26 protein-coding genes are annotated in these 21450 nt (G+C 62.5%); all 26 read right to left on the bottom strand.

Annotated elements, in window-relative coordinates; translation table 11 throughout:
• Positions 1–53: 53 nt before the first annotated feature.
• Positions 54–3071: a hypothetical protein gene (locus tag QQL76_RS01895; RefSeq protein WP_499206149.1), complete on the bottom strand. Its 3018-nt coding sequence runs from the start codon at positions 3069–3071 to the stop codon at positions 54–56.
• A gap of 25 nt (positions 3072–3096) precedes the next feature.
• Entirely contained in the window at positions 3097–3522 is a 426-nt protein-coding gene (locus QQL76_RS01890) for a hypothetical protein (protein ID WP_499206148.1), read from the bottom strand.
• A complete protein-coding gene (locus QQL76_RS01885; RefSeq protein ID WP_499206147.1) occupies positions 3519–5693 on the bottom strand; it encodes a phage tail protein in 2175 nt (724 codons plus the stop codon). The genes QQL76_RS01890 and QQL76_RS01885 overlap by 4 nt, the downstream gene beginning before the upstream one ends.
• On the bottom strand, positions 5684–6082 hold the full coding sequence (locus QQL76_RS01880; RefSeq protein ID WP_499206146.1) for a DUF6950 family protein: 399 nt from the start codon (positions 6080–6082) through the stop codon (positions 5684–5686). Before QQL76_RS01880 ends, QQL76_RS01885 begins: the two co-directional genes overlap by 10 nt.
• Positions 6083–6094: 12 nt before the next feature.
• Positions 6095–6415, bottom strand: a complete 321-nt coding sequence (locus QQL76_RS01875; protein WP_499206145.1) for a hypothetical protein — start codon at positions 6413–6415, stop codon at positions 6095–6097.
• A 1-nt stretch (position 6416) separates the two neighbouring features.
• On the bottom strand, positions 6417–7061 hold the full coding sequence (locus QQL76_RS01870; RefSeq protein ID WP_499206144.1) for a hypothetical protein: 645 nt from the start codon (positions 7059–7061) through the stop codon (positions 6417–6419).
• Entirely contained in the window at positions 7045–7743 is a 699-nt protein-coding gene (locus QQL76_RS01865) for a hypothetical protein (RefSeq protein WP_499206143.1), read from the bottom strand. The genes QQL76_RS01870 and QQL76_RS01865 overlap by 17 nt, the downstream gene beginning before the upstream one ends.
• On the bottom strand, positions 7743–9500 hold the full coding sequence (locus QQL76_RS01860) for a phage tail protein (protein WP_499206142.1): 1758 nt from the start codon (positions 9498–9500) through the stop codon (positions 7743–7745). Before QQL76_RS01860 ends, QQL76_RS01865 begins: the two co-directional genes overlap by 1 nt.
• Before the next feature lie 3 nt (positions 9501–9503).
• The gene (locus QQL76_RS01855) at positions 9504–9770 is read right to left on the bottom strand and encodes a hypothetical protein (RefSeq protein ID WP_499206141.1); all 267 of its coding nucleotides are present in this window, start codon (positions 9768–9770) and stop codon (positions 9504–9506) included.
• Between the two features lie 11 nt (positions 9771–9781).
• Positions 9782–10147: a hypothetical protein gene (locus tag QQL76_RS01850; RefSeq protein ID WP_499206140.1), complete on the bottom strand. Its 366-nt coding sequence runs from the start codon at positions 10145–10147 to the stop codon at positions 9782–9784.
• On the bottom strand, positions 10147–10581 hold the full coding sequence (locus tag QQL76_RS01845; RefSeq protein ID WP_499206139.1) for a phage tail protein: 435 nt from the start codon (positions 10579–10581) through the stop codon (positions 10147–10149). The genes QQL76_RS01850 and QQL76_RS01845 overlap by 1 nt, the downstream gene beginning before the upstream one ends.
• A gap of 14 nt (positions 10582–10595) precedes the next feature.
• Complete coding sequence (gp17, locus tag QQL76_RS01840; RefSeq protein WP_499206138.1) at positions 10596–10952, bottom strand: tail completion protein gp17; 357 nt, start codon at positions 10950–10952, stop codon at positions 10596–10598.
• 16 nt (positions 10953–10968) lie between these two features.
• A complete protein-coding gene (locus QQL76_RS01835) occupies positions 10969–11415 on the bottom strand; it encodes an HK97-gp10 family putative phage morphogenesis protein (RefSeq protein ID WP_499206137.1) in 447 nt (148 codons plus the stop codon).
• The gene (locus QQL76_RS01830; protein ID WP_499206136.1) at positions 11415–11747 is read right to left on the bottom strand and encodes a head-tail adaptor protein; all 333 of its coding nucleotides are present in this window, start codon (positions 11745–11747) and stop codon (positions 11415–11417) included. The genes QQL76_RS01835 and QQL76_RS01830 overlap by 1 nt, the downstream gene beginning before the upstream one ends.
• On the bottom strand, positions 11747–12361 hold the full coding sequence (locus QQL76_RS01825; protein WP_499206135.1) for a hypothetical protein: 615 nt from the start codon (positions 12359–12361) through the stop codon (positions 11747–11749). The genes QQL76_RS01830 and QQL76_RS01825 overlap by 1 nt, the downstream gene beginning before the upstream one ends.
• A complete protein-coding gene (locus tag QQL76_RS01820) occupies positions 12355–12882 on the bottom strand; it encodes a DapH/DapD/GlmU-related protein (protein ID WP_499206134.1) in 528 nt (175 codons plus the stop codon). The genes QQL76_RS01825 and QQL76_RS01820 overlap by 7 nt, the downstream gene beginning before the upstream one ends.
• 11 nt (positions 12883–12893) lie before the next feature.
• Positions 12894–13469 carry a hypothetical protein gene (locus QQL76_RS01815; protein WP_499206133.1) on the bottom strand — a complete coding sequence of 192 codons (576 nt, stop codon included), beginning with the start codon at positions 13467–13469 and terminating at the stop codon, positions 12894–12896.
• 41 nt (positions 13470–13510) lie between these two features.
• Entirely contained in the window at positions 13511–13822 is a 312-nt protein-coding gene (locus QQL76_RS01810) for a head-tail connector protein (protein ID WP_499206132.1), read from the bottom strand.
• Positions 13822–14697, bottom strand: a complete 876-nt coding sequence (locus QQL76_RS01805) for a hypothetical protein (protein ID WP_499206131.1) — start codon at positions 14695–14697, stop codon at positions 13822–13824. The genes QQL76_RS01810 and QQL76_RS01805 overlap by 1 nt, the downstream gene beginning before the upstream one ends.
• Positions 14697–16076: a phage portal protein gene (locus QQL76_RS01800; RefSeq protein ID WP_499206130.1), complete on the bottom strand. Its 1380-nt coding sequence runs from the start codon at positions 16074–16076 to the stop codon at positions 14697–14699. Before QQL76_RS01800 ends, QQL76_RS01805 begins: the two co-directional genes overlap by 1 nt.
• A gap of 4 nt (positions 16077–16080) precedes the next feature.
• The gene (locus tag QQL76_RS01795) at positions 16081–16302 is read right to left on the bottom strand and encodes a hypothetical protein (protein WP_499206129.1); all 222 of its coding nucleotides are present in this window, start codon (positions 16300–16302) and stop codon (positions 16081–16083) included.
• Between the two features lie 67 nt (positions 16303–16369).
• Positions 16370–18400 (bottom strand): phage major capsid protein, encoded by a 2031-nt coding sequence (locus QQL76_RS01790; RefSeq protein ID WP_499206128.1) that lies wholly within the window; start codon positions 18398–18400, stop codon positions 16370–16372.
• 36 nt (positions 18401–18436) lie between these two features.
• Positions 18437–20119 (bottom strand): terminase large subunit, encoded by a 1683-nt coding sequence (locus QQL76_RS01785; RefSeq protein WP_499206127.1) that lies wholly within the window; start codon positions 20117–20119, stop codon positions 18437–18439.
• A gap of 2 nt (positions 20120–20121) precedes the next feature.
• Positions 20122–20526, bottom strand: a complete 405-nt coding sequence (locus QQL76_RS01780) for a helix-turn-helix domain-containing protein (RefSeq protein ID WP_499206126.1) — start codon at positions 20524–20526, stop codon at positions 20122–20124.
• Between the two features lie 162 nt (positions 20527–20688).
• Positions 20689–21069 carry an HNH endonuclease gene (locus QQL76_RS01775; RefSeq protein WP_499206125.1) on the bottom strand — a complete coding sequence of 127 codons (381 nt, stop codon included), beginning with the start codon at positions 21067–21069 and terminating at the stop codon, positions 20689–20691.
• A 131-nt stretch (positions 21070–21200) separates the two neighbouring features.
• A complete protein-coding gene (locus tag QQL76_RS01770; RefSeq protein ID WP_499206124.1) occupies positions 21201–21413 on the bottom strand; it encodes a hypothetical protein in 213 nt (70 codons plus the stop codon).
• Positions 21414–21450 lie beyond the last annotated feature (37 nt).

The raw sequence follows: 21450 nt of genomic DNA, 5'->3' as shown, positions 1-21450 counted from the left end.
GCCCCGGTTGCTCTATAGTGAACGCTGCCGCTTCTAAGAGCAATCCTGCGGGTTCATTGCAAGCTGGGGCCGGCCTTGATGACGCGCCATACACTTGGCGCTGCAGTGTAGACCATCTCGATAAAGTAGCGCGCGACAGCGCCGCTCCCGTTGATGGTCAGCTGTGTAACACCTGCGTTGTCGCGAAACACGACACCGGCCGTTCCGGGCGCGCCGGCCAGCATGGAAAGGTGGATATGGAAGTTGTCACCTTCCTCCGCGTTGGTGGCCAGGAAGTTCATCGTGTGAACAGCGTTCACGTTCATCGAGCGGCGAAGCACTTGGTTAGACTGGTTGACGATAAGGTCTTCTGAGCCGGTTGTGGTGATCGCGACAGTGCCAGGGTCCACGCTCTTGTACCTGGCTTCGCCCAAATAGCGGAGATTGACGTTAGAAAGGCCTGTATTCAGCGCCGCGACCTTGCGAGTGATGGCTCCGATCTTTTGTGCCAGGACGTTTATGCGAGGCGAGGTGTCGACCGCACCATCCACGAACAGCAGGTCGCCGATGTTGCCCTTGCCCCATGCCGCCACAAGATTGTGGGTCGAGACGTTGGTCAGGTGGATCGCCTTGTCGAAGTAGGCCTCACCCGAAGTACGGTTTTGCCAGAAGAAGTCGGTCACGTTGATGACCGACGGCTCGCCACCACCACTGCTACGACCAGTAATCCGGATACCCGTGTGCTGGCTGGTCGCCGAGACGCGCGCCGCATATGCACGGAAGCCGTTGATGTCGATCTGCGGCACCTCATCCGTGATCTGAAGCCCGAACCAATCGCCGGAATAGTCGACCGTGCCGGCGCCGAAGCTCGTGTCCGTGCAGCGAACGTCGGAGATATCGGCATAGTCCAGAGCCTTGAACTTCGATCCGCCGTAGATGCCGTTGAACTGGCAATGCTCGATCGTCAATTCCGATGGTGCCGATGGGAGGCCACCAGTCGAAAGCGGGCTCTCCGAATAGACGCCGCCCCAGCCATTCGCGAAAAACTCGCATTCGGCGACGCGCGGCACCGAGACAAGCCCTTCCATGCGGATCGAGCGACCGTTCCCATGACCGCTGCAATTGTTGATCAGCGGCTTGTAGATCGGACCGCCTGACGCATCGGCCGCGCCCGCCTGAAGGAAAATGCCATGCGTCACATCCTTGTTGGCCCAGATGCCAGGATCATCCGTCGCGAGGAAGGGCTGCATGAACGAGAGGTTTTCGAACAGGCTGTCCGCGCTCTCGCCTGAATGAATGCAGTTCGCCCAGCCGTGCACGGTGTGCATGTTCGCGCCCGCCGCCCGCCGCACCGCACCGCCGATTGTCAGGTTGTCGAAGGTAAACTTCGGGCGAACCGTGTTGAAAAGCGTGTTGCCGGTGCCGCCAGCATTGACCGGCGTCTTGATCGCGGATCGACCATTTCCACCGAGCGCCAGCAGGTCCATGCCGCTGATCCGGCTTTCGGACTTGTATCGCGCATCGCTGGGCACGCTGATCGTGATGCCGTCTTCGCCTGCGAACCCGCCGAAGTCTCCGAACTGCATGACGCTGAGACCAGTGCCGCCGCCGGTGAACTTGGTCGGGTGATACATGATGAGCGGCGCTTCGATCCGGCACACACCAGGCGCGGCCTCCATTGGACGTCCGGTCTCAAAAGCCGCGTCGAAGAAGTCCTGATAGCGAGTAGACTGATCGGCAGTCACCCCGCGCATGATCCCGAAGCGGCGCTCCGGCAGCGCATCCGACGAGGTGCGATACCACGCCGCCTGGACATAGGGCGCATCATAGCCGGCAGCGAACGCACCGTAGTCGTCAGCGGCCTGCTCGTCGGAATAGTCGCCCTCAAGCAAGGTGTACTCATCGCCGCCAAGCGACAGGCGCGGGCTCTCGGCCGTTTCCCCGAAGTTGCGGGGATAGACGATTTCCTCGTCGGCGCCCCACCATTGGCCGTTGTTCAGGAACTTGAGGCCGGACGCGGGCTCACCGGGCTTGCGCGCGAAATTCATGCCGATGTCGTTGACGTAGACCCTCGTCACATATTCCGGGATGGAGAAGGTGTCCGCCTCGGCAAACGTCGCGATCTGGATCGGGTACAGCTCGGCATCGAAGAAATAAGCCGTCTCCGGAATCGAGACTTCCCACAGCGCAGGATCGCCTCCGGATGCTTCGCGCGTCTTGATCAGACGATGGCGCGACCGCGGGCGGATATAGCCGATGTTATCTTCGTCCGTGCCGTCGATCTTCTCGCCGCCAAGCACAGTGACGTTCAGAAGGATCTCGTCTTCTTCGTTGTCCTGCGTCGGCGTGAGGTTCTCGAGGATGACTTCGCGACCGACCGGCCAGTCGTCATCGATCGTGACCAGCACGCTCTCAGTGGCATCGGAGCGAAGCGAGACGCCGCGCTCGTACCGGCCGAGGTCATGGTCAGCCGTGATGACCGTCAGGCCTTCGACAAGAGCGTCCCTGATCTGCTCATAGGCGGCCTCCACAGCGGCTTCGACGTCGCCATAGGTCAGTAGTCGATATTCGGCGCCGGCGTCGCTCAGGAGCAGCGTCATGCCCGGCTGCAGGTATCCCGCATCAATCGCGTCGCCATTGCTCAGGCGGAGCGGCTTGGCCGTGGCACCATTGATCGAAAGCGTGACGGCGCCGGTGTTGGCCTCCTGGATTTCCAGAAGCATCAGCACGCCAAAGGCAGCAGACGGCAAGCCGAACGCCGTGGTCACTTCGATCGCATTCGCCGTGCCGCCATCGTCGTTCAGATAGACGATGTTGTACGGGAGCGGGCCGCGCTTTACCCACGTCGAGCCGGATCGCTGGTAGACGCCATCGAGGTTCGGGTTCGGATCCCCGATCACCCAAGCCATCGTGTTCGCGGCCGGGCTCAGAGCATCGAGCGCCGTCTTGCTCGGAACGATCAAGGCTCCAGCGTTGGCACCCGTCTGATTGCCAAGGACGGTCTCAAGCCATTCCAGAAGCTCGCGCTTCTTCGGCTTGTACTCGTCGCGATACGGGTTACCGCCTAGGATTTGCCGAATAGGCAGAGCCATTGCATTACCTCAGATTTTCGAGAATTCAGCGGAGGGCGGTGATCGCCATCGAAACTTGGACCTGCGTTCCGAGCGCTATGGTCGGGACAGCGATGCGGACTTCGAGTTGGCCGGCATTCCGGCACGTCACTTGCGGCAGGCCGTAGCCGTCCGGCAGATAGATCAGCGGGCGCGCAGAGAGCACATCGGTCGGCCGAACCCCGGCGAATGGGATGACGAAGCGCTTGGCGCCGGCCGTGGTGATCGAGAGTGTGGACCCAACCGTGACCGAAGCATCGCCCAATTCGATAGCCTGCCGCCGTGTGGCCAGCGCGTCTTGCGCAACCTTGAGAGCAGCGACAGCATTCGACAGGTCTGACCGGACAGCCTCGATCGCCATCGTGGCGCGCGCTTCGCTCTCCGCCTGCATGCGCATGAAGCGGCGGAAGTCATGGATCCCGCGGCCGCTCATATAGTCACCGTCTCCGGCCCGGTGGGCGTGGATGCGATGTTGCTCTGGTTGTAGGCCACGATCCAATAGCTCCACGTCCCAGACGCCGGCGTGTCCGTATATGTCACCGTCTGGTTGGCCACCCCGAAGAGCGGGCCTGCGATCTCGGTTGCGGCGCCGAAGACCGTGGTCGACCCACGGAAGACCCGCGAGGATCGATAGTTTACGTCATTCGCGGCGCGCCATGTCAGGATCACATCGGACCCGTCGATGACGCTGTCCAGATCGACCACTGGAGCCGGCGGTGTCGGGTTCGTGATCACATTGACCGTGCGGATAGCCGAGTAGCCCGACGACTTTCCGGACAGGCCCACGACCCTCCAGCGAACCTCTTGCGTGTCGCCCTCGGCCACGGCGCCGGATGCACCCGTGCCGTCTTGAGTGTCGACGTCGAAATTCTCCCAACCCGAAGCGCCGACACTGCGATGCTGGATCTCGACCGTCCAATCCTCACGGGTCGGCGCCGGGAAGTCAGCAATCAGGCGCGCCGCGCCGGTCCCGATCGACAGCAGCGTGATCACCATATTGCCTTCGGCAATGTTCGGAATGTTTGGGTCAATCTCGATCGCCGTGGAGAAGTTCGGCCGCGATCCTTCCTCGCCATCTTCCAGGCTCCACGGGTCGCCTTCGAGCCTCAGCAGGCCCAGTGGCACCGTGAGGCGATCGTTGCTCCGCTCGAAGCTCAGCAGCTCGTAGACGCCCGACAGGGTCTCATCGGCCAAGTCCAGGCGAATGAACCGCTCTACCCGCGCCCGCTTGGCCCGTAGACCTGCAAGCAGCTGCAGCCGGAGCGAGGCACTGGATCGTTTGCCGGCAGCCTTCAGAAGCCTGACAGCGTGATTGTGATGCTGCGCGACATAGAGCTCGACTTCCTTGCTCGTGATCTTGTCGCCTTCGGACCAGATATCCGTGTTGATCCATGGCGCCGAGGCGGTCGCCTTATAGTCGAACTCCGGCTCGGTGTATTTCGCATAGAGATGGGTGAAGACCGTCTCGCCGTCGTCGCTCTCAGATGAGGCGATTTCGAAGATATCTTCGTCGCCAAGGATCAGGGTCGGCTCGTAATAGCGGCCGACATGAATGCCGAAGCGGCCTTCCTCATCTTCAAACCGGATGCCGTCGCAGGCAGCCAGCATCTTGTCTTCCGACGCGATGTTCGATTCCTGCGCCTTGTTGATGACGACGCCGCCGTGATAGCGCCGGACGTTCGCGCCGTAGCGATCGACAACGAACTCGTCGCAGTAGGTGGCCTGCTGGGCGATGTTCTCCCAGTTGACGTCTTCCGGATCCATTGCGAAGCGCTCAGGGTCGATCCGGTGCGTCGCGATCATGAGGGCCAGGTTGCCCATCGCCGGACCCCATGTGGCTGGGTTCGTGACCCGTTGAGAGCCCGAGCCGCCCGGCCGCGTGCTGTCGAGCCGCGGATCATAGACCCGGCCCCAGTAGGCCAGGCGTGTCAGATCAGGCTCGCCGATGCCGATGATGCCGCGGTGCCGGTAGACCTGGGGCCGAAGCTCCTTCTTCATCGCCGCGATGGTCATCAGCGTGTCCGCGATGCCGGCGCCCTTATGGTCAGTCGTCCATTCGTCGAAGCGCGCGACCAGCGTAGCCATGGCCGGCTGAGTGATCGTCCCTGCCCGGCTCTCGATCGTGATGACCGGGAACTCGTCGTCGACCAGATATTCCGTCGAGATGACCTGATTGCTGCCGTTCAGCACCACCCGGATATCGTTCAGATAATACCGAATGTTCGATGTGACCTCGCTGTCGCAGTGAGCGATCAGCTTCGACAGTTGGCCGCCCTTCTGCTCGGCAAGTGCAAGGTTGCCGCCGATACGGTTGGCGCCATAGGCCATGTATCGATCCGGCACTTCGAGCGCGAAGTTCGCCTGGACCTCTTGCGGCGGCGCCGATGGCCGATCCGTTAGCAACGACGAAGCCAGAGCCGACAGGGCGACGCCTGCCACAAGCTTTGCAGCTCCAATCAGCAGGCTCGCCGCGCCCACGCCTATCGCGCTCTGAAGCGATGCCGTGAGCGACACGATGGCGAATTCGATAATCCCGGCATGCGCCTGCACAGGCCACAGCACGGTCGTCCCTGCCAGCAGATAGCTGTAGAGCTTCAGACGCATCGCCATGCCTTCAGGATTGGAAACCTGCGGGTCCGGAGAACGCCGCGCTTCATCTTCATTGCCGTCATCGGGTCGAGAAAGAGCCCGGTGATCTGATCGCACCCGATATCGACCACGACCACGTCGCCCCGTAGCGGCTCACTGACAGGCGAAAGGCCTATCGAGGCCATGCCCTGCTCGACTAGGGCGAGGTTGCCACCAGCGAGCCGGATAAACTCTTCGGCGCCCTCATCGTCATGGTATCGACCGCGCCATGCCGCAGCCGGGTCCTTGCCCGTGAGCATCTGGACGTAGTCGGCCATGAGCATGTCGCAGTCGGTCGACCCGCGCGCGAACGGCTCCCGGCCCCACCGATCAAGCGTGGCCGCGATAGCTTCTTCGATTGTCATGGGTGGCAGGTTTCAGGCGGCCCGGTGCGGCTGAGGGCGGCCGTAAATCTCGATATCTTGTTGCCACATCGGAAGATTGACCTTCACCGCGGCGACGGCTTCGGCGGCCGACTGTTGCATCAGAGCGCGGACATCTTCAGGCGATAGTGGAAGGATCGGACCTTGTCCTTTCTCTATGGCGGCCTTCTGGTCCTCAGGAGAGAGCCGCGCAAAGCATAGATTGTACATGGCAACGTGAGCCGCCTTGTTGTCGTCCTCGATCGTCCAGCGCAGGGCCTTCATCGCGAGGTTTTCGACTTCCGTCTTCACGAACATCTTCAAAAGTCTGAGCATCTCAAGCATCCAGGTTGATCGTGTAGCCGCCTGCGTATTTCGGGATGAACTGCCCATAGGCATCGCCGACGATACCGAACAGTTGCTCCGACCGCGCCCGCTGGCCCGTGTCGCTCATGGTGCCGAAATGAGCCCGCGAGCGGCCGTCGTTGATGTTCTTCGCGATGACCGAGACGACATAGCGCTTGACGTAGCCGCCCTCGCCGTCCTTCTCGATCTTCTCCACGAAGCGCGTGGACTTCATCCGCAGCCGCCATGCATCGCCCGGCGGCACATTGGCCCGGAGCGAGTTGCCCGACAGATAGATGCTGTAGACGATCAGGAGCCGGCCCTTGACCTTGTCCTTGTCGTCCCGCAGCCGGAGATAGGTCTCCTCGTCGATATAGCCGACGGTGAACTCGTAGAGCGGCGACGAGCCGTCCCGAATATCGGTGATCCGCGGCGGGGTCAGCTTGGCCTCGCCATTGACCACCCAGCCGGACCAGCGCGCGCCATCCGGCGTGATCAGCGTCCCCTCGACACCCGCCATGCGCCATGGATCGGCGCCCTCGATGTCCATGTAGATCGCATCGACCACGTGGATCTGACGATCGCTATTGCGGGTCGCCTCGATCTCGGCCTCAAGCGCCTCATAAAAAGCGCTCATCGATCACCTCCGTCAGCACCAGCGAGCCGGGCTGGATCAGGTCGGCCGGTTCGAACATGCTCGCAAAGCTGGAGGCATCACGCGCCTGGCAAATCAGCGAAGGCCGGAGCGAGACGAATTCGCCGGCAGCCACATCGCGGCGCAGCGGCGGTTCGATCTCGACCGTGACAGTGGAGCCGGAGCGATCGAGGTCCGCGATGTGGTAGGCGCCGAAGCCGATGCCGATCCATTTGCCGTAGCGGAGCAGGCCGGGCCATCTGGTCTCGTCGATGACGACCGAGGTCGTGCCCTCCAGCGCCGTGCCGATCGTGTCGAGCGTGGGCTCGAAGTCGAAGCCGACTCCCTCGTCGAAGAACACATCGCCGTCGAACGGGATTCCGGCGAGATAGTCCGTGCTTGCCAGGCCGAGGTCCGCATTACGCGCCACTTGAACTGATGGCGGGATCGGCACGCGGAAGATGTTCCCGCGCAGCTTCGACGTGAGCCATGACACGGCCTCGATGTCGACTGTGCGCTGCCAATAGGCGAACTCCATCGACATCTGCACCCGGCCGCCTGGGATGGCCGCATCGTTCTCGAAGACCCGGCGGGAGACGCGCCCTTCCTCCACCGTGGAAACGAAACGCGCGATCCCCTTGCTCGGAATGAGCGAGGCCGGCCAATCGTACAGCGTGCGCAGCATCAGGCGATCTTTCCAAAGGTCTGCTGCTGGAACTGCCAATCAGGAAGGCTTTCCTTGACGTACTGGACCGCTTGGCCGGCGCCCTGCCGAACCATGGTCTGCACGTCATCGCTGCTGACGGCGCCCGACAGTTGGAAGGTCTGGTGGATGTTCACGGACTTGCCCCCACCGCCTTCGCCGGACTTCACCATCTCGCTCATAGGCACCACGTTTGCCGGCCCCTTGATGATCTCCGGGCCGAACTCTCCAGCGATGCCCCACTTGCCAGCGCCGAGACGGCCGCCGTCTGCGAAGAACCCACCGAACAGCTTGCCGATGCCGGAGAACAGGCCGCCGAAGATGCCGCCTCCACCGCCGCCGCCCATGCCGCCGCCGAGCAGCGCTTGGAAGCCCTGATTGATCCACATGGTCGACAGCTGGCTCAGGAGATCCTTGATCACATCCTTGACCGTCTTCGATCCATCGATCAGGCCCTGAAAGGCTTGAGAGACAGTGGACGCGATATTGCTCGCGATCCCTTCGACCTGACCGGACATGCTCTGCATGCCTTGGCCGAGGCCCTCGACCACATAGCCGCCCATCTCCTGGAAGAGGCGCGAGGGCGACCGGATGCCGAGGAAGTCCTTCGCCGCGTTCCATGCGCCGCTAACGACATTCAGGAGCGCATCACGCACCGCACCGGGCGCCGCCTTGATGCCGTTGACGATGCCCTGGACAATCTGCTTGCCGATGTCGGTGATCTTCGCCAGCACGTCGCCACTCATGAAGTTGACGATTGCGTCCTTCATCTTGACGATTTCAGGCCAGAAGGCGACGGCCGCTGCTGTGCCGGCCGCGATACCCGCGGCGAATGCCAGGACAGGTGCCGAGACCGCAGCAAGAGCCGTGACCAGCAGACCGATCGCGATGGCTGCAGGGCCAACCGCCGCAGCAATGCCAGCGACGACCGCCGTCCATTTGATGATCTCGGGGTTGGTCTTGGAGAGGACCATCGTCCACTCGGTGACCTTCTGCACGATCCCTGTCAGCGTCTCGATCACGCCTGTGTTCACCAGGGCGATCGTCAGCGCGCGGATGGATTCGCCAAGCAGACGCATCGCGTCGTTGTATTGCTTCAGGCTGGCCGCATCCTCTGCCGTGAGCACTGCCGCGCCTTCGCCAAGCTCCTTGAACGCCGCGCCGCCTTCCCGCAGGAGCGGAATGAGAGCCGTCGTGTCCGAAGCCATAGCCTCGAGATAGAACGTCATCTCCTGCTGGCTGGCACCGGCCTTGACCAGGCTGTCGTAATAGAGCTGCAGGGCTTCGGGGCCTGACAGGCGAGCGAACTGATCCGCCGTGACCCCAACCTTCGGCGCGATGTTCTCGAAGAAGTCCGCCATGGGGCCGCCGCCGGTCGACATGAAGTCGCCGACCCGGTCGTTGACGTCCTTGTAGATGTCGGAAAGCTTCTCGCTCTCGACACCGACGGTCCGGGCCGCGAAGGCAAGGCGCTGGAACTGCTCAAACGTCGTGTTCGAAATCTGGGCAGACTTCTCCAGCTGTTCGACATCCCGGGCCATGGTGATGACCGCAGCCGTCACAGCAGCGCCGGCAACACTGATCGGTGCCGTCACATAGGTCGAGAGCTTGCCGCCCCACGCCTGCATGTCCCGGCCGGCCTTGGCCATGCTCGCGCGGACGCTGCTCAGGCCCTCAGAGAATTGGGCGGTATCGATTCCGAGGTTGACCCGGAGCGCACCGATCACGGCTGAAGCCACAAGTCACCTCTTCCTCTGCACCGCCGCAGTCCACTGCATGGCGATCCTGATCTGCTCTTCAACTGTCTGCTGTCGCCGCTGCTTTTGCCCGGCGAGGAGCGTCTGAAGCTTCGGGAGCTTCTTCTGTCTCGACAGCGCTTCCGTGTGCCAGACCATCCAGGCCCGATCGTTGTGCTCCCGGATCAACCGGGCTGACACGCCGTCGAGAATGGCGCTGATTTCGCGAAGCGTGAGCTGCCAGAACAATTCGTATGGCTGTCCGGCGTCCACCCATGTTGTGATCAGCGACGGCCAGTCGGTCCAGTCGTCGCTACCGGAGGGCGGTTGTCACCGCCTTTCTTCGGCTGCTGGGCGGCTTCGAATGCCTGCCCGATCAATGGGCCTGCCTGATCGAGGCCGATCGCATCCAGGATGTCGTCGACGTCATCGACAGACACCTCCGGGTGGTGGTGCTGGAGTGCGCCCCAGAAGACCTTGGCCACCAGGTCGATCGATGCTGTCTCTTCCTTGTCGAGCATCTTCCCGATGACCGGCATGGGCTTTCCGACCGCGATCTCGATCTTCCGCATCGCCTTGGTGCCGAGCTTGAGCGTGTAGCTCTTGCCCAGCGCCTCGAAGCTGACGTCGCCCGTGAAGTCAGTCTTCATCAGCTTTCAACTCCGCTGACGTAGGAGCCCGTGACCTTGATGGTGACCGTCGCGGTCATCTTGTCGTCGGTCGGCACATCGGGTTCGTAACCCGTGAGGATGCCGGCGAAGGTCCAGATCACGTTGGTGTTGCCGAACTTGATCTGGCAGTTGCGCCGGCCGCCGGTCGCCTTCCATTCCTGGATTGCCTCATCGCCTGGGCCGCCCGGGACGAAGTTCATCTCGAAGGATGCTTCACCTGGATCGATCAGGCCCTCGATGAACTCGCGGGTGCGGTTCGGGCTGGCCATGTGGGTCGCGTCGATCACGTCAACCGTGTCGGACGGCGGAGTGATGTTGTTGACCTCGGCCACCGGTGTGAAAACTTCGGGGCTCGCGCCGTCGCCAAGACGGAACTCACTGCCGTAGCCGATCAATGCTTCAGTTTCAGCCATTGGAATGTCTCCGTTCAGGCGTGGGTGTGGTGGATCATGATGTCGATGGACGTTCGGAAGAGCTGCGACACCTCGCCGGCGTCGGCCGCTGGAAGGTTTCGCTCGCTCGCGATGAAAGCGCCTTGGATCTGGCCGCCCTTGTAGCCGGACAGGATCGCCTTGATTGCGCGGGTCGTGCTGATCAGCGCGCCGTAGGTGTCGGCATAGACGTCGATCTGAACCCGGCTCGCGATATGGTCGGCCTGCCCCGCCATGGAGTAGCTGGGCAGCGTGTCGATCACCTGCATGACGACATACGGCTTCGCGACGGTCTGAGGCGCGCGCACCCAATAGCGGCGCCCGCTGGCAACTGAGGCCAGCAGCGCGGTCAAGGCTTCTTCCATGGGCTTATCGGCCTCGTGCTGCCTTGTTCGCGACCCGCTTGGCCATGCGCTCGATCTCGGTCCAGAGCGAATTGGCGATGCGCTCGACCGTCGGCTTCTTCTCAGCGTCCCATGCGGGGCGGAGGAACGGCTGCGCCGCATGCCGCTCGTTGCCGAACTCCTGCTGGACGCCGGCGGGGTTGTTCGTGCCGACGAAGGTCTCGACGAAGGTGGGCGAATTCTCTTTGCGATGCAGCGCCCGTTGCCGGCCATTCAGCCGCGGCGAAACGTCGATGCTCTCGTAGAGGTGATAGTCTTGCTTCGGCGCATTCCGACGAGCGGCGCGCGCCATGGGCTCCGCTGCTTCAGTCAGCACCTTGCGGAGCGTGGCCTTCGCCGCCGCCTTGGGCAGTTCACCGAGGGCGCGGTCCAGTTCCTTCAGCCCAGAGATGCGGACGGTCGATCGAGCCATCAGTCAGCATCCCTTGCGGCAGTGATTTCCAGGAAGCGCCGGCGCCCGTCCTGCGTTTCCTTGATGCCCATGATGTTCCAGATCGCGCCCTCATGAGAGAGCCGGTCGACTGGGGTGATCGTCTTCGAGATCGACGAATGCCGGATTACGAACCGAGACTGGAGCGACGCGCCCACCTGCCCGGCCGCAAACTTTTCGCCATCGGAGACGTCGCGGCGCGCGGCGGAAAGCGTCTTCAGGTCCGTCCACGTCTGAACAGGCTCATTGAATGCATCGGGCGCTGTGGTCGCGCGCTGGATCGTGATCCGCCTGTCGAGAACGGGAGCAGCCATCAGACCCAGTGCTCCAAGATCGGATGGCCTGCCGGCAGCTCGTGCGGCTTCTCGCGGCCATGGAAATAGACGATGGACGCGCCACCGATGCCCGCAGCTTTGGCTCTGCCCTTGAAGGACACGACGGCGCCCGGAAAAGCCTCGTCCAGATAGACGTGAGGCTGGGCGCGCATCCACTCCATGTCGTTCTCGCCCTTCCATCGGGTCCAGATGTCGGACTTGCCGCCGGGCACCAGGGCCACGCCATTGCAGGCCCGGCTCGGCTTGTAGGGATCCCGCGGCAGGGCGATGATGTCGCTCTTCAGGCAGAACCGTGCCAGCGCGTCGCAGTTGCCCGTGATGACCGTGTCGAGACCGCAGAGGATCATCGGCTCGCCCATCTCGTAAGGCTGGATGCAGTCGCCATAGCCGGGCGTGGATGTGGACATCCGCTTCTGTTCGATCGGCTCTGCGAAGTGCCGCGGCCGATCGGTGTAGCAGACGAAGCGGAACGGATCGGACAGGTTGCGGGCGAACCCGCGGTAAAGCTTCTCGACCCACGTCTCGTCGTACATGCGCGAGAACGGCAGCGAGTTGCGGTTCGCATCCCAGAGCAACGTGGCGACAGTCAGCATGTGCGCATCCGCTCCGGTTCATTCCTGATCGTTCTAATTTCGCCCTCACGGGTCCACAGACAGCCGTCCGGCACATCGTGGGTGACGACGGCGTGGGCAGCGATCATCGCGCCCCTGCCTATGCTAACGCCCGGCATAACCGTCGCCCGAACCCCGAGGCTCGCGCCATCGCCGATGCGGACACAGACGACCTTGCCGGAACGCAGGCCTTCGTAGTCGAAACCGTCCTTATGCGTGCGCGGCCACCAGTCGTTGCAGAACACCACGCCGGGCCCGAGGAACACATCGTTCCCGATCACGAAGCCCGGCCCCATGTCGACGCCTGGCGAGATGATGCACCGATCGCCGAAGATTGGTCCGTCCAGGTTGGCGCCGGCGGCCACAACGCAATCAGCGCCAAGCACCGCCCCCCGGATAACCGTGGCGAATTGCCAGACCTTGGACCCCTTGCCGATCCGAACAGTTGCGTCGACGTGCGCCTTCGCGTGAATGAACGCCCCTCGGAAGACGACATCCTCCATCCGAACCCCGTTCATGCGTCCAATGCCTCTTGCAGCGTCATCTTCGGATAGGCAGTCAGCGCCGAGATGGTGCTGCAGTTGATGACCTTGATCCCGAGCGGTTCGATCACCGTCCAAGCCCTGTCGATCGCGCGGCGCCACCGCTCCACGTTGCCCGAGGTCGGGTTATTCAGGCCCCTCGGATGCGTGCCGTGCCAGTGGAGCCCGTGCTTCACCGAAGCGTCGATCCCCACGAGGATGATCTTCGAGCAGCCGAACTGCACCGCGAGGTTCAAGGCATGGAAACCGCTGTTGCCGCCCCAGCCCACCGTGTTGATCGGCTCCAGAAAGAGTCGATCGTCACCCTTCCGGCAGTTGACCAGTCGCACATCCTCGAAGGTCCGCGCCGCGATCTGGTCAACCGTCAGCTTCAGGCCCTGAAATTCAGGACAGCCCTTCGCATGAGCCCACCAGGCATAGTCGCAGGCCATGAGAGCATCAGCCCACGGGGCGAGCTTCCATGACGTGTTCGTGGCGATGACCTTGGCCTTGCCCTTCACGATGTCGATCGGCGCCGACGATGCGCTCGGGCCGCTGCCGACGATCACGCATGTCTCGCCGGTCCAGTCGGGAAACCATTCAGGCCGGCTCATGCAAGCGCAGGATCCCGGTATCGGCGCAGAAGGTTTGCAACCGCACCGTCAGGCTTCAGATAATCGCCATGCCCTGTGCCATGCGGGTCGTCGTAGAGCGCGCCGGCGATGATCAGGATGGCGGACTTCACCGGGCGCGGTGTGGTCTCTTCAGTCCAGCCGCTGTTGGTGCTCTTCAGATAGTCCACGACAATGTCGCTGGCCTGCTCGCCGACTTGCTGTGCCTTGTCTTCCTCCGGCGATCCGCTGCCCATGGCATCAAGATCGAGATTGAGGTGCAGGCTCAATTCCTGAAGCGTGACCAGCATCACTCGCCCCCGAGCTTGATCGGCTGCTTTGGCGCCGGCGGCGTGAAGTCCTTGCCCGGCTTGCCGTCACGGCCGCGCTTCGCAGCGAGCGTCCAGGCCTTCTGGCCCTCGCCCGGCTTCGCGTCGGTTTCCTCGTCGCAATGCCAGAGCGAGCCGCCGAACGTGACTGTGTCGCCGCGCTCGTATTTCTTGCCCTCGTTGAAGACGCCCCGATAAATCATGGTTGGGATGCCAAGCTCGCACTTGAAGACCTGATCGCCCCGCTTGAAGGACAGTAGGACCGTGCGGCCGTCGTCCATCAGCGTCGCGTCGAAGTCTTCGAGGTTGAAGCCGTCGCGGCCTGGGGCTCCATCCTTGCCGACGAACACGCCGAGATCGCGGGTGGTGCCGTCGGTCATCGTGGCGATCAGCCGGCCGCCATCGGCCCGGAACATCTCTTTGACGTCCAGACCATCGCGGCCGTCTTTGCCATCAATCCCGTCGCGGCCGTCCTTTGGCGCCGGTATGGCGCTGACAGCCTCGCTGACGGCTTTCTCGATCAGCGGGGCCACATCATCAAGCGTGACGCTCTTCCCGTCCTGGGGAGCCGGAATGGCGGCAACGTGCTGCGCGACGAAGTCTTCCAGCAGGGCCTTTACCTCGGACGGATCAGGCTTGAAGCTTTCGAGGCTGGATTCCACTGCTGCGACCGCTTCTTGCCCCGCAGCTTTCGCCTGGGCCAGGAGACCGTCCAGATCGACTTCCTTGGGCGCCGGCGCCTCATCCAGCCGCCGCTCGATCGCATCGATACGGTCCATGACGGGCTTGAGGCTGTCGGCAATATGCGCCTTGACCGCGCTCACGATCTCGGCGCCGAACGCCTTGCCATCAAACATCAGCGAAGCCCCTTGTAGATTTCAGCCATGGCACGCGTGGCCTCGAGAGCGAGGTTGTCGTTCGCGGCCGTCTCTGCTGCAGCCGCCGGATCGGTCGGATTGCTGGCCGCCTCGACAAGCTGCTCATCACGGGCCGCGATCGCCGCGAGCGAGTGATCCTGCTGCTGGAGATAGATCGTGTTACCGCCCTCAGTCGGCGCATAGCCAGCTTTCCGCCGCTGCTCGTCCAGCGTGAGGATGCCCTTGCCCTTAGCCGCCACATCGAACTGCGTAGCCGTGTCCATGCGAAGCAGGTCTTCAAGGTCAAACTCAGTGCCCAGGCTCGCACCGCTGCCAGCTTCACCGTTCAGACCGAGGGCTTCGTCCAAAAGCACCTCAATGCTTTCGATCAGCACCTGGAGGCACTGCGAATAATACATCGTGAGCTGAGACTGGATGTTGTTGTAGGCCGGCGCCTGGCCAACACCGACCATGAAGGCCGGGACATGATAGACGCCACAAATGACTTCGGCCGACCATTTGAGCTGTTCGATCAGCTGGCTGTCGACCGCCTTGGCGCGCATAGCCTCATATTTCAGACCATCGCCGAGAACCGCGACCTTTCCAGAATTCTTGCCGGTGAAGTTGGTGTCCCAGTAGGCCTTGAGGCGTTGTGCCGTCTCATCTGCGATAGCGCCCGGAGCGGTCAGTACGCCGCCCGGCTGCGCGCCGTTTTGGAAGAACAGTGCGCTGTCACCTTGAATCGCGAGACCTTGTGTCGCCGCGAGGCCGCCGGCGAAGATCGGAGAGAGACCGACCAGCGGATGAAAGAAGCAGTTGAAGCGATCGTGAATGATCTCCGACGCCGGCACGATAATGTGCGCTTCGACGCCGGATAGCTTGTCCTGCTGGACATCGTAGTAGACCGAGCCGTCACTGGCCACGAGAGGCGTCACGAGTGACGGGTCGAGCACATAGAGCGCGGTCACTCCCCGACCGTCTGGCTGCCCGCCGCGCTGCTTGAGGACGTATGTGTTCCCGCGCTGCAGCTTCGACAGCACCCAGCTTTCGAAGAACTGGATCCGCGTCTGATAGCGGTTCGGCTTGATCAGAACCTGATAGCCGAAATTGTCGACTTCGGTCCAAATCCGATACTGATCGCGCTGCACGAGCTTCACGCGCATCTTCGCGATATCTGAGGCAATCAGCGTGCGGCAAGCGAAGTCGGCATGGTTGGAGAGCACGGAGTCGAAGTTGACTTCGACGTTCTGCTGCCAAGCACCAGAAAAGCTTTCAAGGATGCGATACCAGCCCGAACCGCGCGAACCGACAGGCTCAAGCGCCTTCTGCTGCTGCGCCGGCTGCCGAGTGAACGGGATGCGCACGCCGAGGACCTTCATGGGCTCAAGCCTTTGCCGCGGCGATCTTGGCGCGAAGCTCTTCGATGCCCCAGCCGTTGAATGGCCGCTTGCCAAGGACGCGCTCATATTCGGCGCGGACATCGGCAAGAGTCTCGACCGGAGCAGGCGCGACAGCCTGGACATCGCGGCGGCCATAGATCGCATCGTGGATCTTGGCATAGCGCGGATCGCGCGCATTCAGCATGCGAGTGCGGTAGGCGTTCATGGCTTGTCTCCGGATGGCATGAGACCGGCCGCAGTTTCCCGCGGCCGGCGATATTCAGAGGCTGGGCTTAGGAGCCGGTAGGCGTGCCCCATGCGACTTCGTTCAGAAGTGCAACACCCGACGCCCGACGACGCTTCCAGTTCAGGATGCGCTCGGCGCGGAAGGCGACCGAGTTCGTCTGCCACATGGAGACCATGGAGGTCGCCGTCGGCGTGGTGACGTCGTTCGTCGGGTTGTCCAGCATCTGGAGGGATGCTTCACGCGACACATCGACCATCACACCGCCTTCGTCGGCGAAGTAGATGTCCGATGCGTTGACCAGTGCCACGAAGCCGCCGGCGGACACCGGAGCGAAATACGCCGAGGTGAGGACCGGAAGGCCTTCCAGCGTGCCGCCTGCCATCGTGATGTCCGGGAACTCGCGCTGACCGAGCGGATTGCGCATCAGCGAGAGAGCCAGGGCCGTCAGCGACGACATGATGAACAGGCCGGTGGTCGGCGGGTTGTCGGCGGCAATGAAGGTCGCCATCAGTGCGCGGATATCCTCGCGAACCGCATCGGCGTCATTGCCGGTCGAGCCGATCGGCGTGATGCCATTCGTGATCGACGCCGGCGAGACACCAGCCGAGGCAGACTTGGCCGGGCTGATGAAGTCGATGTCAACACGCTCAGCAACCGCACGGGCCAGCTGATCACGAAGGATCGCGTCAGCCGATGGGCTGGACTTCCGAAGAAGCTCTTCGGTCACGACCGTGATCGATGCGACCTTCAGCTCGTCCAGAGTGGACCGGTCGAAGTCGAACGCCGTGAGCGGCTTCGGCTTGCCTTCACCCACCCAGTAGCCCTGGCCACCACCGGTCTGGGTGATGAGGGGCGTGCGGAACGGGATGTTGCGGAGCGACGGATAGTTGCCCGTGCCCATACGACCGACGATGGTCATAGGACGAAGGAACTCGGCGAAGTCCGCGAAGACAGACGTCTCGTCGCCCACAAGGCCAGAGGCCCAGTTTTCCGCGATCGAGGAGCCGGCCACCACGTTGGCCTTCGTCAGCACGCCGTAGACGTCCGACTGCTCACCCCAGAACTGCTTGGCAACTGCCGCAGCGCTGACGTTGTTGCCCTTGGACGTTTCCAGGTAGGCGATCGCCTTAGCCTTGGCGAGACGAGCGAAGTCGATGCCCTTCTCGGGCTTGGACGGCGCCTTGACCACGACGGTCGTGCGGGGTTCTGCGCCTTCAACGGCGCGGCCGTTTCCGGGACCAACCGGCGCGGCTTTCGATACCATGACCTTCTCAAGCGCCTTCAGACGCTTCAGATCCTTATCGATGGCCTCGACTTCCTGCTCAAGCGTGTCGAACTCTTCCTGCTCGGATTCGTCCGTGGTGCGCTCTTCGTTGAGGCTCTTGCTCAGAACCTCTTCCATGCGCTTGGCGTGTGCCGTGCGCTTCGCTTCCAGAGCAGCGATCTGCTCCTGAATGGTCTTCATTGTGGTGCCCTCCTTCGGGCGCAGTGAAACGGGTTGATGGGATTTTCCCGCAGCGCCGGGAGGGGTCTTCGCAGGACGCTCGATGGTGCCGGTCGCGGCTGGAGCGTTCGGGTCGAAGGACTTGATGATCGCGACACCGGTCGCGTCCATGTTCTTGATAGAAGTCATGATCGCTTCGGGCTGCGCGGGAATGGTCACCGCCGACAGCTCGAATACTTCTGACTTCATGAAGCGGATGCCGCCCTCGTCGAGGAAGGCGTATTCCACGGCGCGGAAGCCGATGCTCACCGCGCGCACCAGGCCGAGCTTGATCGACTGCCAAGCCTCGTCCACGCGATCTTTCAACGTGCCGGGCTCGTCCAGGATCGGAAGCTCCGCCTCGAAGGTGATGCCGTCCTTGGTGGGCTTGTCGAACTTCACCGTGCCGATCGGCTTGGAAGCGTCGTGCTGCCATAGGAACGGCATCGGGTTGTTGAACTTGACGCCCATGGGCTCGACGATGTCGCCGACGCGATCTGTGGCCGGCGTGGTGGCGATGCCGCGGATAACCCGCCGGTCTTCGCTGACGCTCTTGATCGTGAGATACGAGTAGGCGCGGCGCGTCACGGTCATGACGGACCTCCAGTTCTTCTGAATCGTCGGGTGGGCTCAGCCGAAGACGAGCATCTGGTATTCTGGCTTGCGCTTTGGCTCCGGGTTACGGCTCATCACCGTGACCGCATCGAAAAGCGCCATCGCCGGGTCGATCTTCGCGTCGCCGGCGGTCTGCTTGGTTGCCCGGATGGCCGTGGCCGTGGGCTCGATTTTCAGATTGCTCACGCACCAGGACATCAGTCCCGATCCGCTATGCATCAGCGTGCCGTTCGTCAGCTTCCGCTCGGCCGTCTTGATCGCGTTCATCATGGCGTAGCCTTGCGGCGCGCCGATGATCTCGCCATTCTCTGGCGTCACGTCGATGTCGGCCAAGGCGTCGATGATCTCGCCTAGCCCAGCCGGGTCGACCGAGACCGCCGCGAGAAGACCGGCGTCCTTGATCCGCTGGATGATCTCGATGATGGCCGATATGTCGTCGAGCTCGTCGTCGACGATCGTCAACTCTCCAGCCTTCTCGAAATCCCGCAGCCGGTCGGCGATGGACTTCCGCCGGGTCAGAACGCCCTTGTGGCACCAGGCATGAGACCAGGCGAGCCAGTCCTTCGTCTGCTTGTGGCGCCCGAGGATGCAGAGGCCGAACAAGTCGTCCAGACCGCCGCCGTCGATCCCCGGCACCACCACATCGCAATGCTTCAGGATGTAATCGAGCGTAATCTTCGGATCCGCGCGCAGTGCCCAGAAGTCCGCGCCTGCCCACCGGTTCGCCCGGAGGTTCATGCCGATCTCGACATTCAGATGCTTCGCGAGGAAAGTCTGGATCGTGTCGCCGTCTTCGTCTTCACCCGACCGGACCTTGGCGAGCTTTCGCTCGAGCCAGTCGGCGCGCACCGATCGGCCCATGTTCGGGTTGGTGACGTAGAAGTTTTGAGGCTGCAGATAGGCCTTCGACTTCACCATCTCGTCGGGGAATTCGTAGATCACCGCGAGGCTTCGTGGGTCGTCGATCGTGCCGTCCCGCACACCGCGGAAATAATCCAGCTTCTCCTTGAAGACCCCAGCCGGCGGGGCGTCCGACTGGGTCGATATGTAGATCACGAAACCCTCGGGCCGTGAGATCAGACCGCCCGTCGCTTCCTGAAGCATCGCCGAGGCCCCAGCCTTCTTGCCGAACAGCCACAGCTCCTCGATCAGGACGAAGGCCGCCTTCTTGCCCGCGGTCGATGTGGAATCGGCCGAGACCACCTTCAGCACCGCCTTCGTGAGCCGGTGGGTGATCTCCTTCAGGTTGTCCTGCACATGCAGCAGATCAGTCAGCTCGGGATCGGCCCGCACCATGTCGGCCGCCGGCTTGAACGAATTCTCCGCCACTTCCCGCGTCGGCGCGAGGATGAGCAGTTCCTGGCTGTGCCTCCAGTTGCGGATCAGAGCCGTCAGCATGATGCCAGCCGACATAGTGCTCTTGATGTTCTTCTTGGCGATCAGGAGGAAGAATTCCTCGATCAGCCGCTTGGCATTCTCGTGGTCGTAGGCGCCGAAGATCGCCCGGACGAAGTCGAAGACATATTCCTCGCACGCCTCGCCGAATGTCGGCTGCCCGGCCACGTCCACGATCTTCAGAGATTTGAAGACCGACAGCGCCGCCTCTGCCTCGTCAGGGAAAAGCGGATCGAATGGGATCAGAGACCGACCCGCAACGATCCTCTCCTGCCAATCTGGACAGGCAGTAGTCCAATGCATTGTCACCGGTTATCGACCACCAGCTTCGGCGCCTGCGGTGGGGCGAACTTGCCGCCGACCGCCTGGGCCGCGACCTGCTGCTCTTCCTTCTTGCCGAGCTTCGGAGCTTTGGCCGTGATCTTGGCTTGGGCCGACGAGGCCGCCACCTGCTCGATCATCTTGTTCTGGGCGGCCACATTGCCACCCATCGCCGATCGATACCGGGCCATCAGAAGATCCGCGCGCACCTTTGCCGTGCCGCGATCAAGCTCCGAAGAAAAATGCTTCCGCAGCGTCGGCTCTGAAATTCCAAGGGCTTCGGCCACTGCCTCGTTGGACATGCCTCCGGCCTTGAGAACCCGCACCTTCTCGCGTTCTTCGTCGGTCGCCTGATACTCGGGACGGCCGCTGTTTTTGTTTCCAGCCATGGGCTGAACTCACTCCGCCGATAAAAAATGTTTTGGTGGGTTCCCGCGCCGGTCCGGTAGAGGCCTGTTTTCAGCCTTTCGCCTACCCCCCCGCAATTTTCTTGCGCGGTCACGTAACTTTCTGTCTCCTCGACGCACGATTGTTGCGTGGGAAACGATGCTTCACAGGGCGGCTTTGGCCTCGTCGTCTCGACGTCTCCGCTCGATCGACTGTGCTGTCGTGTCGTGCCAAGCCTTGCTCACGGTCTCGACGTTCTCTTCATCCCAGAAGAGATCGGGATCGCCTCGGTGGTCCTGTTTGTGGTGGGCCACTGGGCTGTTGGGCGCCGGTGCCTTGCCGGTGAGGAGCACGCCTGTCTGCTGGCATGTGTAGCAGTCTCGGACGAACACGCGGGTTCGGAGATCCTGCCAACGCTTCAGCTTGTACCAGTTGCGATAGTCGAGGGTCTCGCGCCTTGTGGCGTCGTGATCCTTCTCGGTGCGCTTGGGCACCTGTGGCGCGATCATGCCCAGTCTTGGCTTGATCGTCTTCAGTCGAGGCATGCCCAGCATTTCCCAGATTGACGCGTCAGCATGAAAGGCTCGCGAGCCCGTCGGTCCACGCGTTGGTTCTCAGCCGTGATAAGGGACTTGGCCCATGCTGCTGGTGGGCACGGTCGGATTGCGGACCGACTTCAAGAAACGATGGGGCGAGAACGCATAGGCTTACGAACATCAGTCACTGTGATGACGTCGTCTTTGCTCGATGCAAAAGCGGCGACCGCAGCCTGCGCTTCATTGGCAGCCTTGGTCAGCGCTTCCAGAGCGGCGCGCGCGGCGTTGCACTTGGCGAGGAATTCATCAGCGTCACACTCGAGCTTTACGCTCAGCTTTCCAACGTCGCTCATGGCTCTCCCTTTTCTAACCGTGCGTGAGGGAATTGGG

The organism is Rhizobium albus (genome assembly GCA_030160035.1).
Classification (GTDB): domain Bacteria; phylum Pseudomonadota; class Alphaproteobacteria; order Rhizobiales; family Rhizobiaceae; genus Georhizobium; species Georhizobium albus.
This window is presented reverse-complemented; position numbering and strand designations above follow the sequence as displayed.

Coding starts and splice junctions, on each gene's coding strand:
- QQL76_RS01895 (WP_499206149.1), bottom strand. CDS start 3,071: ATGGCTCTGCCTATTCGGCAAATCCTAGGCGGTAACCCGTATCGCGAC.
- QQL76_RS01890 (WP_499206148.1), bottom strand. CDS start 3,522: ATGAGCGGCCGCGGGATCCATGACTTCCGCCGCTTCATGCGCATGCAG.
- QQL76_RS01885 (WP_499206147.1), bottom strand. CDS start 5,693: ATGCGTCTGAAGCTCTACAGCTATCTGCTGGCAGGGACGACCGTGCTG.
- QQL76_RS01880 (WP_499206146.1), bottom strand. CDS start 6,082: ATGACAATCGAAGAAGCTATCGCGGCCACGCTTGATCGGTGGGGCCGG.
- QQL76_RS01875 (WP_499206145.1), bottom strand. CDS start 6,415: ATGCTCAGACTTTTGAAGATGTTCGTGAAGACGGAAGTCGAAAACCTC.
- QQL76_RS01870 (WP_499206144.1), bottom strand. CDS start 7,061: ATGAGCGCTTTTTATGAGGCGCTTGAGGCCGAGATCGAGGCGACCCGC.
- QQL76_RS01865 (WP_499206143.1), bottom strand. CDS start 7,743: ATGCTGCGCACGCTGTACGATTGGCCGGCCTCGCTCATTCCGAGCAAG.
- QQL76_RS01850 (WP_499206140.1), bottom strand. CDS start 10,147: ATGAAGACTGACTTCACGGGCGACGTCAGCTTCGAGGCGCTGGGCAAG.
- QQL76_RS01845 (WP_499206139.1), bottom strand. CDS start 10,581: ATGGCTGAAACTGAAGCATTGATCGGCTACGGCAGTGAGTTCCGTCTT.
- QQL76_RS01835 (WP_499206137.1), bottom strand. CDS start 11,415: ATGGCTCGATCGACCGTCCGCATCTCTGGGCTGAAGGAACTGGACCGC.
- QQL76_RS01830 (WP_499206136.1), bottom strand. CDS start 11,747: ATGGCTGCTCCCGTTCTCGACAGGCGGATCACGATCCAGCGCGCGACC.
- QQL76_RS01825 (WP_499206135.1), bottom strand. CDS start 12,361: ATGCTGACTGTCGCCACGTTGCTCTGGGATGCGAACCGCAACTCGCTG.
- QQL76_RS01820 (WP_499206134.1), bottom strand. CDS start 12,882: ATGGAGGATGTCGTCTTCCGAGGGGCGTTCATTCACGCGAAGGCGCAC.
- QQL76_RS01810 (WP_499206132.1), bottom strand. CDS start 13,822: ATGCTGGTCACGCTTCAGGAATTGAGCCTGCACCTCAATCTCGATCTT.
- QQL76_RS01805 (WP_499206131.1), bottom strand. CDS start 14,697: ATGTTTGATGGCAAGGCGTTCGGCGCCGAGATCGTGAGCGCGGTCAAG.
- QQL76_RS01800 (WP_499206130.1), bottom strand. CDS start 16,076: ATGAAGGTCCTCGGCGTGCGCATCCCGTTCACTCGGCAGCCGGCGCAG.
- QQL76_RS01795 (WP_499206129.1), bottom strand. CDS start 16,302: ATGAACGCCTACCGCACTCGCATGCTGAATGCGCGCGATCCGCGCTAT.
- QQL76_RS01790 (WP_499206128.1), bottom strand. CDS start 18,400: ATGACCGTGACGCGCCGCGCCTACTCGTATCTCACGATCAAGAGCGTC.
- QQL76_RS01785 (WP_499206127.1), bottom strand. CDS start 20,119: ATGCATTGGACTACTGCCTGTCCAGATTGGCAGGAGAGGATCGTTGCG.
- QQL76_RS01780 (WP_499206126.1), bottom strand. CDS start 20,526: ATGGCTGGAAACAAAAACAGCGGCCGTCCCGAGTATCAGGCGACCGAC.
- QQL76_RS01775 (WP_499206125.1), bottom strand. CDS start 21,069: ATGCCTCGACTGAAGACGATCAAGCCAAGACTGGGCATGATCGCGCCA.
- QQL76_RS01770 (WP_499206124.1), bottom strand. CDS start 21,413: ATGAGCGACGTTGGAAAGCTGAGCGTAAAGCTCGAGTGTGACGCTGAT.